The 12,891-nt window shown below is 58.3% G+C and carries 10 protein-coding genes; 3 read left to right on the top strand and 7 right to left on the bottom strand.

Going from position 1 to position 12,891, the window contains the following annotated elements:
• Positions 1 to 252: 252 nt before the first annotated feature.
• Entirely contained in the window at positions 253 to 1,020 is a 768-nt protein-coding gene (locus ABLV11_RS12755; RefSeq protein WP_004100928.1) for a phytanoyl-CoA dioxygenase family protein, read from the top strand.
• Positions 1,021 to 1,140: 120 nt separating this feature from the next.
• On the opposite strand, the gene ABLV11_RS12750 is transcribed toward ABLV11_RS12755, so the two are convergent.
• The 5 genes from ABLV11_RS12750 to ABLV11_RS12730 are packed head-to-tail and all read right to left on the bottom strand — an operon-like array spanning position 1,141 to position 6,105.
• The gene (locus ABLV11_RS12750; protein ID WP_049593331.1) at positions 1,141 to 1,482 is read right to left on the bottom strand and encodes a PTS fructose-like transporter subunit IIB; all 342 of its coding nucleotides are present in this window, start codon (positions 1,480 to 1,482) and stop codon (positions 1,141 to 1,143) included.
• A 15-nt stretch (positions 1,483 to 1,497) separates the two neighbouring features.
• Entirely contained in the window at positions 1,498 to 2,373 is an 876-nt protein-coding gene (locus ABLV11_RS12745; RefSeq protein WP_126488897.1) for a [formate-C-acetyltransferase]-activating enzyme, read from the bottom strand.
• Entirely contained in the window at positions 2,339 to 4,636 is a 2,298-nt protein-coding gene (locus ABLV11_RS12740; RefSeq protein WP_004112053.1) for a formate C-acetyltransferase, read from the bottom strand. Before ABLV11_RS12740 ends, ABLV11_RS12745 begins: the two co-directional genes overlap by 35 nt.
• A gap of 51 nt (positions 4,637 to 4,687) precedes the next feature.
• Positions 4,688 to 5,008 (bottom strand): PTS fructose-like transporter subunit IIB, encoded by a 321-nt coding sequence (locus tag ABLV11_RS12735; RefSeq protein WP_004100938.1) that lies wholly within the window; start codon positions 5,006 to 5,008, stop codon positions 4,688 to 4,690.
• Positions 5,009 to 5,028: 20 nt separating this feature from the next.
• On the bottom strand, positions 5,029 to 6,105 hold the full coding sequence (locus tag ABLV11_RS12730; protein WP_004100940.1) for a PTS fructose transporter subunit EIIC: 1,077 nt from the start codon (positions 6,103 to 6,105) through the stop codon (positions 5,029 to 5,031).
• Positions 6,106 to 6,413: 308 nt separating this feature from the next.
• Here ABLV11_RS12730 and ptsP point away from each other — a divergent pair, with 308 nt between their 5' ends.
• Positions 6,414 to 8,915: a phosphoenolpyruvate--protein phosphotransferase gene (gene ptsP, locus ABLV11_RS12725; RefSeq protein WP_049593328.1), complete on the top strand. Its 2,502-nt coding sequence runs from the start codon at positions 6,414 to 6,416 to the stop codon at positions 8,913 to 8,915.
• 542 nt (positions 8,916 to 9,457) lie between these two features.
• On the opposite strand, the gene ABLV11_RS12720 is transcribed toward ptsP, so the two are convergent.
• Positions 9,458 to 10,549, bottom strand: coding sequence for a tartrate dehydrogenase (locus ABLV11_RS12720; protein WP_016807388.1), 1,092 nt, complete (start codon positions 10,547 to 10,549; stop codon positions 9,458 to 9,460).
• Between the two features lie 82 nt (positions 10,550 to 10,631).
• Between ABLV11_RS12720 and ABLV11_RS12715 the strand changes: the two genes are divergently transcribed.
• A complete protein-coding gene (locus tag ABLV11_RS12715; RefSeq protein ID WP_160887672.1) occupies positions 10,632 to 11,612 on the top strand; it encodes a LysR substrate-binding domain-containing protein in 981 nt (326 codons plus the stop codon).
• Here ABLV11_RS12715 and ABLV11_RS12710 read toward each other — a convergent pair.
• On the bottom strand, positions 11,609 to 12,889 hold the full coding sequence (locus ABLV11_RS12710; protein WP_004112063.1) for an FAD-binding oxidoreductase: 1,281 nt from the start codon (positions 12,887 to 12,889) through the stop codon (positions 11,609 to 11,611). The genes ABLV11_RS12715 and ABLV11_RS12710 overlap by 4 nt on opposite strands.
• Between the last annotated feature and the right edge of the window lie 2 nt (positions 12,890 to 12,891).

Genomic DNA, 12,891 nt, shown 5'->3' with positions numbered 1-12,891 from the left:
TCCGTACGCCTTAGAAGAGAACAATTATCTTGTTGATTATAATCTATTTTATCAGTGGTGATTTGTTCTGTGTCAGGCTGGGTCGCGAATGTTTGCCCTACAGAAAGAGGAAAAAAGCTGGATTTTGATAGCCATCACACTTTTCTTCCTCGCGTACGCTTGTCCAGTTTTTCGTAGTTTTGGCCTCATGTATTCCCGGTCGGTGCAGATTAGAGTTTGTTTTGTGTTATCGATAAGTTAAGGAATAGAAATATGGAACAACAATCTGCGGTTTATCTGGATGCGCTGGGGGCGAATGTTGCGCTGAGCCCGACAATGAAACAGGAACTGGATACCCTGGGCTACACCGTCGTGCATAACGTGGTGGACGCGGAGTGGCTGGCGGCGATGCGCGAGCTTATCGACGCCATCGTCGAGAGAGAGGGCGACAGTCTGGCCATTGAACACCACCAGGAAGCGACCGCCACGCGCATTGCCAACCTGATTAATAAAGGGGTGATTTGGGAAAAGGTCTGGTCGCATCCGCTGATACTTTCCGCCTGCCGGTATATTTTTCAGGGCGATTTTAAAGTCTCCAGCCTGAACGCGCGGGAAGCGTTGTTTAACGGCGGCCATCAGCCGCTGCATGCGGACTGGAAAAAACCGCGTCCTGACTTTCCGAAAGTACATCTGGTGAATACGATATGGGCTATCGATGACCTGAGCGCTGAAAACGGCGCACCGCGCATTATCCCCGGCACCCATTTGCGTCCGGAGCTGCCGGAAGAGGTGCTGGACGACCCGGAGCTGGCGCATCCTGATGAAGTGGTGTTCGCCGCGCCGGCGGGCAGCGTGATGATTTATAACGCCCACGCCTGGCACGGCGGGACGCGCAACCGCGTCGGCAGCAGAAGGCGGGTGCTGCACGGCTTATATATCGACAGAGCGGATACCGCGCAGCAGGATCAGCAGCGCTGGCTGACGCCGGAAACCGCCAGCCGTTTGACCCCCGCGCAGAAATGGCTGCTGGGGGTGGCGTAAATTAAATTGCCGAAACACGGTGTTCCCGGAGGCGGTGCTGCGCACCTGTCCGGGCTACAAAATCGCTGAGCACCGGTAGCCCGGACAGGCGCATCGCGCCGCCTCCGGGATTTCCCGCTCTCAAGGGATCTCAATATAAACCACCGGTTTTTTCATAATGCATTTCACCGCGTCGACGATCTGCTGCGGCTGCAGCAGAAAAGTTTTGATGCTGGTCTTAATGGTGCGGATGCCGTTGAAGCGTCTGGCATCGTCAATTTCAATATCCGTCACCAGCAGTACGACATCGGCATGGGCAATATCGTCAGCGGTAATTTTGTTCTCAACCCCCAGCGCGCCCTGGGTTTCTATTTTGATATTCCATTTCTCATGGTGGCCGACCTTTTCCAGGCGTTCGGCCGCCATATAAGTGTGAGCGACGCCGCTGACGCAGGCCGTGACGGCAACGATATTGAAATCCATAGCATCCTCCAGGCGTTATCCGCCAATGGTCACGCTAAAACCGGCCCGTTCGGCCAGCGTCTTGAATGGCTGAATCTCAGATTCTGCAGGGGCCTTAATCATCGACATCGACCATTTTTTTCCCAGTAAATGATATTTTGGTTCGCCGAACTGATGGAACGGCAGAAGATGAATTTCGCGCAGCTTAAAGGGGGCCAAAAACGCCAGGATCTGGCGGAAATTCTCTTCGTTAAGCGTAAATCCCGGAATCAGCGGCACCCGGGGAATAAGCGGGATTTGGGCTTCGACCAGACGGGTGAAGTTATCCAGCACCCGCGGCATATTCATCCGCAGCTGCTCCCGGGCCAGCGTTTCATCCATGATTTTCAGGTCGAACAGCACTTCGTCGCACGCCTGAGCCAGCGGAAAAAAGCGGCTGAACGCGGTATCGCCAGCTGTTTCAATCGCCGTTCTGATCCCCCATTCGCGCAAGCGGCGCAGAAAACGCGCGGCAAATTCGGCCTGCATCAGGACTTCGCCGCCCGACAGGGTCACGCCGCCGCCCGAGGCGCGGAAGAAGATCTCATCCTTCAGCACCTCTTTAAGCAGATGATCGAGGGTAACATCGCGGCCAATCTGCTCCCACGCGCCGGAGGGGCACTCGACCACGTCCTGCTGGCAGCGCGAGCAGCGCAGGCACTTGCTCTCCCGGCGTACGGTCTGAATTTTCGGCGAGATCGACTCCGGATTAGCGCACCACGGACAGGTATGCGGGCAGCCCTTAAAAAACACCACGGTGCGGATCCCCTGACCGTCATTCAAAGAGTAGCGCTGGATGTTAAAAATGCGCGCCTCATCGGCGCGCGTTTCCATGACCTCACAGCTGATGCGCGGTGCGGCGGATAATGTCATCCTGAATCTCCTGCGACAGCTCAACGAAAAAGGCGCTGTAACCCGCAACGCGCACCACCAGACCGGCAAAATCCTGCGGCCGCTGCTGGGCTTCGCGCAGCGTATCGGCATTGACCACGTTGAACTGAATATGCTGTAGCCTCAGCCTGGTGAATGCCTGCAGGAAGTCGGCCAGCTTATTCAGGCCGCTGTCGCCGGCAAGCGTTGCCGGGGTGAATTTGACGTTCAGCAGCGTACCGTTGGAGAGCAGAAAGTTATCCAGCTTGCTGACCGACTTGAGCACCGCGGTCGGTCCCTGAACGTCCTGGCCGAGCATCGGCGACAGCCCGCCGTCCGCCAGCTGTTCTCCCGCCAGGCGTCCGTCCGGGGTGGCGCCGACGACCGAACCGAGCGGCACGTGGGCAGAGACGGTATAGGAACCCGGCGTAAACTGACCGCCGCGCGGGTTCTGGTATTGTTCTACCTCTTTGCAGTAAAAGCGCAGTAGATCGGCGCTGATGTTGTCCACTTCGTCAATATCGTTGCCGTATTTCTCGAAGCGGTTGATCAGGCGAGCGCGAATTTTTTCCCCTTCCGGCGTCTGGAAATTGGCTTTCAGCACTGCGATAAGTTCAGCGAAGCTGAGCCGTTTTTGCTCAAAAACCATCCCTTTTAGCGCGTGCAGCGAGTCGCTGAGGTTAGCAATGCCGATGCCCTGGACCCCGGAGAAGTTATAGCGCGCGCCGCCTGCGGTAATATCCTGACCGTGCTGCACGCAATCCTCAATAAAAGAAGAGAGCAGGGGAACCGGCGCCCAGTCGCGGTGGCCGATATCGCAAATGTTGCTGCCTTCCACCATCAGCTTAATGTAATAGCGAATCTTGTCGCGGATCTGGTTAATCAGCCCATCCCAGGTGATATCAGGATTGCTTTCGTTTTCCAGCATCACGATTTCCATCACCTTCAGCAGGTTAAACATGGCGATATCGTGCAGGCCGTAGGTGCGCCCCGGGATCGACAGCTCAACGCAGCCAACCACCGAATAATCCCGCGCGTCCTCCAGCGATACGCCGCGGTTGAGAAATGCCGGGATCACCACTTCATCATTAAAGATTTGCGGAATGCCGGTACCGAGGCGAATGGTCTCGGCGGTTTTGCGCAGGAAAGGACGATCGATGAGCTCGTTGACGCGTACGCCAAGGTTCGGCTGCGGCAGTCGAACGTTCTGGTAGGCGTCGAGGGACAGAAACGACAAAATATTGACCGCGCTGCGTCCGGTCTCGGTCAGGCCGCCGAGCAGCGCGGTATAGCCGGTCGGGAAGCCTGCAAAGTAGCGCGCGCTGCTGGTGGAGCGTAGCAGAACGATATCGTTGCACTTCACCCACAGCGACTCCAGCAGCTCCTGAAGAAACTGCGGATCCTGGCCGCGATTCAGCGAAGCCTGATAGTACGGCAGCATGTACTGGTCAAAGCGTCCCAGCGAGATAGAGCTGGCGTTGGATTCATACTGCAAAATGATGTTCATATACCAGAAGAGCTGGCAGGCCTGCCAGAAATCTTCCGGGCGGTGTACCGCATTATGGCGGGAGATGTTGGCGATGGTCTCCAGCTCTTTGCGCCGCTGTTCATCAGCACAATCGGCGGCCATTTCATCGGCAAGGGCCGCATAGCGCAGAATATGGCGCTGGGAGGCTTCCAGCAGGATCAGCACCGCCTGATAAAAACTGTTCTGCGGGTGCTGCTGACGCACCGCCTTAATCTCCGTCACCAGCGCGGCGAGGCCGTTTTCCAGCAGGCGAGGGTAGTCGATAATGATATGTCCCTGGCCCTTATCGGTCTGGTTGACGCTAAAAATCTGCGTGCTGACGGCGTTTTTGACTTCATCAGTCATCTGGGCGTTGATGAAGTCCTTCATCGAGCGATTTTCCCAGTAGGGGAACAGCTCTTCGCGATAGATGCGCTTGTCTTCTTCGCTGATATTGAAACGGTCCTGCGGGCGGGTCGGGAACTGGTCCAGCTCCTTGAGCAGCCAGTAGGGGTCCATCTCCGGGGACATAATTCCGGCGCGCGGCTTGATGGTCCGGTTGCCGGCAATCAGTTCATCATCACGAATCGAAATCTGCACATGATCGAGGATCCATGCGGTCGCTTTCGCCCGGCGGATCATTACCGGCTCACCCTCCGTCTGTTTATGGCTGGCGGTGTAGAGCAGCGCCCGCTCGAGTGAGATTTCGCGCGGGTTGGCGAACAGACGATCTTTTAAGCGTTGAGTGCGATTGGTCATGACAAACTCCATGTTATTTTGCGGGGCGCAGGGCGCGCCCCGGGCATTCAGTCAGGCATTCTGTGAAAGGTGGCTGTCGATTTTGTTCATAATGGCTTCGGCGCGCTTCACGGCATCGCTGATGTTGACGCGCACAATGGTTTTACCGGCAAAGCGTTCTTCAAACTTAATGCCGATATCTTTGGTCAGAATCACCATATCGGCGCTGGCGACGTCTTCTGCGGTCAGCTCGTTCTCAATGCCGATGGAGCCCTGAGTCTCGACTTTGACCTGCCAGCCTTTTGCTTTAGCGGCGCTCTCCAGCGATTCGGCGGCCATATAGGTATGGGCAACGCCAGAGGGGCAAGCGGTAACGGCGATAATTTTGGTCATACGATATTCCTTCCACTGTTTCAGTTAATTTCGAAATCAAGATCCATCTCGTCATCGGCTTTGGCGTCTGACGTTTTCTTTTTCGCCAGGGCTTTGAGCAGAATAACGCAGGCGGCGCTGACGATGGCGCCGACCGCCAGACCGGCAACAAACCCGCCTTTACCTTCGACGACCGGCAGAACGATGAGCCCGCCCCAGCCGGCGTAGCACTGGGCGCCGAGCAGCGCGGCGGTGACGCAGCCGGCGGCGGCGCCGATCATATTGGCCGGGATAACGCGCAGCGGGTCGGCGGCGGCGAAGGGGATCGCGCCTTCGGTCACGCCAACGCAGCCCATCACCAGCGCGGCTTTCCCGGTTTCGCGCTCTTCCGCGGAGAAATATTTACGCCCAATCAGCGTTGCCAGGCCCATGCCCAGCGGCGGCACGGCGATACCGACGGCGGCGATGGCCACAACGCTGTAAACGCCCTGGGAAACGCAAATCAGCATGAAGGCGTAGGCGACTTTATTCACCGGACCGCCCATGTCGAAGGCCAGCATCAGACCCATAATGATGGCGAGAATAACGATGCTGCCTTCGCGCATGCCCTGCAGCCAGCCGGTCAGACTGGCGGTCAGCGCGCCAATCGGCTCGCCGAGACCCCACATCATGATCCCGGCGGTTATAAAGGTGCCGATAATCGGGATAACGAAGATGGGCATCACCGAGCGCAGCACCTTGTGCACCGGGATTTTCTTCAGGTAGTAAACCACCAGCCCGCCAATGATCCCGGCAATCAGCGCGCCGAAGAAACCGGCGCCGAAGCTGTTGCCGACCCAGGCGCCGATGGCGCAGGGGGCCAGAGCCGCGCGGTCGGAGATGGAGTAGCCGATATAGGCCGCCAGAAATGGCACCATTAGCGTCAGACCGGCGACGCCGATATCAAACAGTTTTTTCAGGTTAGGGTCGGTGGCGGCATCGGGCACCGCGCCCTTGCCATACAACATGACGGAGACTGCCAGCAAGATCCCACCGGACACGACAAACGGGATCATATGTGAAACCCCGGTCATGAGGTGCTGGCGGGTATTTTTTAATATTTGCACCAGTTCGTTCATTGTTTTTCTCCTGAGCGCTGCGTGGCCCGTGACTGAGTTGATGTCTCAACATTAGAAAAAGGGCGGCGCATAAAATAGTAGAGAAAAAGTGCATTTACTGGATATTTGTAAGGCGAGGAGAAAATTGCGATCCACCTCAAATCTTAGTTCTGGTGGGTTTTTAATGCCCTTCACGAGGCGATTTGTGACCACGAGCATAAAAAAGATTCAGCCATACAATTATCCAGTAATTACCACTTTTATCGTGTAGTGGCGGGCGGCTTCTTTCTTTACCTTTTGGCTAATACGCATTATTCAGGAGGAAGGCGATGGCTCTGGTAATTGAATTCATATGTGATTTGCCCAACGGCGTACATGCGCGTCCGGCAAGCCTGGTAGAAACGCTGTGCAATACTTTTTCATCTTCAGTCGAATGGGTAAACACCCGCACAGAAGGACGCGGAAACGCCAAAAGCGCGCTGGGGATTATTGGCACCAATACCTTAAAGGGCGACCGCTGCCAGCTTGTTGTCAGCGGTGAAGATGAACAGCAGGCGTTTAATACGCTGACGGCGTTCATCACCGACGAGTTCCCGCACTGCGATGCGCCGCTGCCGGCGGCGGAGCAAATGGCCGTTCAGCCGGTTCCTGAATCCCTCTCGCGTCTTAATCCTACCCTGTTTCACGCGCTGCCGGTCTGCGCCGGCAGCGCGGGCGGCAGGCTCACCCATCTTAAGTCCCTCGACCTGCGTGATTCAGGCGCGCTGCCTGCAGCGGGCGCAATTGAACAGGAACAGGCGGCGCTGGACAGGGGCCTGACCCTGCTGGTGAAAAATATTGAGTTCCGCCTGCTGGATAACGACGGTACCGCCAGCGCGATCCTTGAGGCGCATCGCTCTCTGGCCACCGACGCCTCGCTGCGCCAGCATCTGCTGGACGGGCTGTTGAACGGTCTGAGCTGCGCTGAAGCGGTGGTCGCGACCGGCGAACATTTTTGCGCCCAGTTTAGCGCTTCCGGCAATAGCTATTTGCAGGAGCGGGTGCTGGACGTGCGCGATGTGTGCTTCCAGCTTCTGCAGCATATCTACGGTGAGGATCGTTTTCCGGCACCGGGTAAGCTGACCGAAGAGGCCATCTGCCTCGCCGATGAACTCACCCCCAGCCAGTTTCTTGAACTGGATAAAACGCTGCTTAAAGGCCTGCTGCTGCGCAGCGGCGGCACCACTTCACATACGGTGATCCTCGCGCGTTCGTTCAATATTCCCACCCTGGTGGGCGTCGATATGGAGGCGCTGCTGCCGTGGGTCGATCGCCGGGTACAGATTGACGGTAACGCCGGGCTGGTGGTGGTGAATCCCGATGAAGCGGTGGCGCGCTACTATCAACAGGAGGCCTGGGTACAGGCGCAAATCCGCCGCCAGCAGCAGGCCTGGCTGGATAAAGAGGGCCGAACGGAAGACGGTATTCGTCTGGAGGTGGCGGCCAACATCGCCCATTCGGTAGAGGCGGCGGCGGCCTTCAACAACGGCGCGCAGTCGGTAGGACTGTTCCGCACCGAGATGCTCTATATGGACAGGCCCAGCGCGCCGTCGGAAAACGAGCTGTATAACATCTTTTGCCAGGCGCTGGAGCCGGCCAACGGGCGCAGCATTATCATCCGCACCATGGATATCGGCGGCGACAAGCCTGTGGCCTACCTCAACATCCCGGCGGAGAATAACCCGTTCCTCGGCTACCGGGCGGTACGTATTTATGAGGAGTATCAGGCGCTGTTCCGCACTCAGCTGCGGGCGATTCTGCGCGCTTCCGCGCACGGCGCGCTGAAAATCATGATCCCGATGATCTCCTCGATGGAAGAGATCTTATGGGTCAAAGAGCAGTTGGCGGATGCTAAACAGTCGCTGCGCAGCGAACATATCCCGTTTGATGAAAAGATCCCGCTGGGCATTATGCTTGAGGTGCCGTCGGTGATGTTTATCATCGATCAGTGCTGCGAAGAGATTGATTTCTTTAGTATCGGCAGCAACGACCTGACCCAGTACCTGCTGGCGGTGGATCGCGATAACGCCAGGGTGACGCGCCACTACAACAGCCTCAATCCGGCTTTTCTGCGCGCGCTGGATTACGCGGTTCAGGCGGTGCATCGTCAGGGGAAATGGATTGGCCTGTGCGGCGAGCTGGGGGCTAAAGGTTCGGTGCTGCCGCTGCTGGTGGGGCTGGGGCTGGATGAGTTGAGCATGAGCGCGCCGTCGATTCCGGCAACCAAGGCGCGTCTGGCGCAGCTTGACAGCCGCGCCTGCCGTCAGCTGCTTAACCAGGCGATGCAGTGCCGTACGTCATTAGAGGTAGAACATCTGCTTGCCCAGTTCCGCATGACCCAGCAGGACGCGCCGCTGATTACTCCGCAGTGCATTACGCTGAACAGCGACTGGCGTAGCAAAGAGGAGGTCATTAAGGGCATGACTGATAATCTGCTGCTGGCCGGGCGCTGCCGCTATCCGCGTAAGCTGGAAGCCGATCTGTGGGCTCGCGAAGCGGTGTTCTCTACCGGCTTAGGCTTTAGCTTCGCCATTCCCCACAGTAAATCAGAGCATATCGAGCAGTCGACCATCAGCGTCGCCCGTCTGGCGCAGCCGGTAGCGTGGGGCGACGACGAGGCGCAGTTTGTGATTATGCTGACGCTTAATAAGCATTCGGCGGGGGATCAGCATATGCGTATTTTCTCGCGGCTGGCGCGGCGCATTATGCATGAAGAGTTCCGGCAATCGCTGGTGACGGCGCAGAGCTGCGAGGCGATCGCGGCGCTGCTGCAGCGCGAGCTGGAGCTGTAATTCGGTCCGGAGAATCTCCCCGGTGGCGCTTGCGCTTACCGGGGCTACGGGTTTCCAGCGATCTGCGGGGCGGTAGCCCGGGTAAGGCGTTTACGCCGCGACCCGGGATATCCGGGCCCGGTGCCTCCGGGAATGTATACGTATTCCGTTCACCGCTATTCGGCAGAAAATGTATTTCCGTCGAACGTGAACGGGTAAAGGGGGAGAAAACCGTCTCCCCCTTTACAATCCCCGCGGTCCCGCAAAGAAATCGGTGCTGCGCACTGCGCTCACCTCCCGGCCCTCAGCCTGCGGTCGGCTCAACTCGACATTACTCGTCCCATCCCTGGGACTCGCCCCTACGGGGCCAGCGCAAGCGCTGTTCAAAATTGCTCCAGGCAATTTTGTCGTGTCTCGATTCGCCTCTGTCCGCCATCCCTGGCGGCCAGCCCTTGTCTTCGGTCCTCCGGTTCGCCGATTTCAGCGGGGGCCAGGGCATCGCTGCATAACACGTTGTTTCAGAGACATATCCGTAGCTGCATGAAACTCTCCCGGAGGCGGCGCTACTTTTGTTCAACAATAGCCCGACAAATGGCCTCGCCCACCTGCTGGGTGGAGGCGGTGCCTTTCATATCCGGCGTCTTTGGTCCGCTGGCAATGGTCTGCTCAATCGCCGCGAGAATGCCGTCATGGGCGGCCTGGTAGCGAGCGTCACCGTTGCCGAGGAAGTCGAGCATCATCGCGCCGGCCCAGATGGTGGCAATCGGATTGGCGATATTTTTGCCGTAGATATCCGGCGCCGAACCGTGTACCGCCTCAAACAGCGACGGAAAGGTGCGATCCGGGTTGAGGTTTGCCGATGGGGCAATGCCGATGGTGCCCGTACAGGCCGGGCCGAGATCGGAAAGGATATCGCCGAACAGATTAGAGCCGACCACTACGTCAAAACGCTCCGGCTGCAGGACGAAACGGGCGCACAGAATATCAATATGCTGCTTATCCCATTTCACCTCCGGGTATTGCTGCGCCATCGCTTCGACGCGCTGGTCCCAGAAGGGCATGCTGATGGCGAGGCCGTTAGATTTGGTCGCCGAGGTCAGGGTTCTGCGCGGGCGGCTTTGCGCCAGCTCAAAAGCGTAGCGCAGGATGCGGTCAACGCCGCGGCGGGTAAACACCGACTCCTGAATCACCACTTCATGTTCGGTTCCCGGATTCACATGGCCGCCAAGAGCGGAATATTCGCCTTCGGTGTTTTCACGAACCACGTAGAAATCGATATCGCCGGGCTGTTTACCCGCCAGCGGGCAGGGGACGCCGGGGAACAGGCGCACCGGACGCAGGTTGACGTACTGGTCGAATTCGCGGCGGAACTTCAGCAACGAGCCCCAGAGGGAGATATGATCCGGGACGATATCCGGCCAGCCGACCGCGCCGAAATAGATCGCATCAAAGCCTTTCAGCTGCGCGTGCCAGTCCTCGGGCATCATAGTGCCGTGTTGGGCGTAATAATCGCAGCTGGCCCACTCGAAGTGCTCGAAGCTTAACGCCAGCCCCCAGCGTTCGGCGGCGGCCTGCAGTACGCGCACCCCTTCCGGCAGCACTTCTTTACCGATGCCATCGCCGGGGATGGCGGCAATACGTAAGGTTTTATTCATCGTTATTCTCAGTTTGAGGTAAGGAAAATTGACTTCATCTCTATCCTATAATTGACTAATTCATAATTAATCCCGTCAACTGGTGAAACATAAAACACGAATCATGAATAATCTTCCGCTGCTGAACGACTTACGCGTTTTTATGCTGGTAGCCCGCCGCGCCGGTTTTGCCGCCGCTGCGGAAGAGCTCGGCGTCTCTCCGGCATTTGTCAGCAAACGCGTATCGCTGCTGGAGCAAACCCTTAACGTCCAGCTGCTGCACCGCACTACCCGGCGAGTGGCTATCACCGAAGAGGGCGAGCGCATCTACGAATGGGGACAGCGCATTCTGCAGGATGTCGACCAGATGATGGATGAGCTCTCCGATGTGCGGCAGGTGCCGCAGGGAACGCTGCGGATCATCAGCAGCTTTGGCTTTGGTCGGCGGGTGGTCGCGCCGGCGCTCTCCGAGCTGGCCCGCCGCTACCCGCAGCTGGAGATCCGTTTCGACGTCGCCGACCGGCTGGTAGATTTGGCTAATGAAGGGGTCGATCTGGATATTCGCGTCGGCGACGATATTGCGCCCAACCTGATAGCCCGCCAGCTTGCCAGCAATCATCGTATCCTTTGCGCCTCGCCGGCGTTTGTCGCCCGCCATCCCTCGCCGAAACAGCTGAGCGACCTTGCCGCGCTGCCGTGTCTGGTGATCAAAGAGCGCGACCGGCCTTTTGGCGTCTGGCAGCTGCGCGATGATAAAGAAGGTGAGCACGCCATCAAAGTGACCGGGCCGCTGTCGTCAAACCACGGTGAAATCGTCCATCAGTGGTGCCTCGACGGGCAGGGGATTGCGCTGCGCTCATGGTGGGACGTAAAGGAGAATATCGCCAGCGGCAATCTGGTACAGCTGCTGCCGGAGTACTATCAGCCCGCCAATATCTGGGCGGTATACGTGTCTCGGCTGGCGACTTCGGCCAAAATTCGCACCACCGTGGAGTTTTTACGCCACTACTTTCAGCAGCGCTTTCCGCAGCAGTGCGGGGCGGCGATATTGCCGACGGCGGGCGCCGTCGGCCGGGGGGATTAAACGCCGAGCCGATCGCGCAGGCTGTAGTAAGCCGCGCCCATGGCGGTAAACGGAATGCGCAGGCTGCGTCCGCCGGGGAACGGGTAGTGCGGCAGCTTCGCGAAGGCGTCAAAACGTTCGGCGTCCCCGCGCAGCAGCTCCGAAATTAGCCGTCCGGCGAGGTGGGTACAGGTGACCCCGTGGCCGCTGTAACCCTGCATATAATAGATATTGTTATCGAGGCGGCCAAACTGCGGCATCCGTGAGAGGGTCAGCAGGAAGTTGCCGGTCCAGCGGTAGTCGATTTTCACCCCCTTCAGCTGCGGGAAGGTTTTCAGCAGCTTCGGCATAATCAATCGCTCAACGTCGTCCGGATCTCGCGCGCCGTAGACCACGCCGCCGCCGTACAGTAGACGGTTATCGGCGGTCAGACGGTAGTAATCCAGCAGATAGTTACAATCCTCCACGCAGTAATTTTTCGGGATCAGCGAGCGCGCCAGTTCCTCAGACAGCGGTGCGGTGGTGACCACCTGGGTGCCGCACGGCATGCTGCGTTTCGCCAGCTCCGGCTCGATCTTATCGCCGAGATAGGCGTTACCGGCGACGATCACGTAGCGAGCGGTCACTTGTCCGCGCGCGGTGGTCACTACCGCCGGGCTGGTGTGCTGAATGCGGGTAACCGGTGATTGCTCGTACACCCGGCCGCCGTTTAGCCGAATGGCGTCAGCTTCGCCAATTGCCAGGTTGAGCGGATGGATATGGCCGCCGCTGCGATCCAGCAGGGCGCCGGTGTAGCGATCGCTGTCGACTTCGCGGCGAATAGCGCTGGCATCCAGCAGCTCCAGCTGGGTATTGCCGTAGCGCTCCCAGTTGGCTTTCTGCTCTTCCAGAGTTTCCAGCTGTTTATGATTCATCGCGACAAACAGCCCGCCGGGGCGATAGTCGCAGGCAATCTGATAGCGCTGGATGCGCTCGCGAATAATATCGCCGCCTTCAAACATCATGCTGCCGAGCATTTTCGCCGCGTCCGGGCCGTAGGTTTTCTCGATGACGTCGATATCGCGGCTATAGGAGTTAACTAACTGGCCGCCGTTGCGTCCGCTGGCGCCGAAGCCGATGCGCGCGCCTTCCAGCAGCACCACATCGTAGCCCATTTCGGCCAGATGCAGCGCCGAAGAGAGGCCGGTATAGCCGCCGCCGACGACGCAGACGTCGCAGCCGATCGTTTCTTCCAGCGCCGGGAACGGTTCATAGCGGTTGGCGCTGGCGGCGTAATAGCTGGTGGTATGTTCGGTCATGA

The sequence above is a fragment of the Klebsiella sp. GW_Kp181 genome (assembly GCF_040062315.1).
Taxonomy (GTDB): domain Bacteria; phylum Pseudomonadota; class Gammaproteobacteria; order Enterobacterales; family Enterobacteriaceae; genus Klebsiella; species Klebsiella oxytoca.
This window is presented reverse-complemented; position numbering and strand designations above follow the sequence as displayed.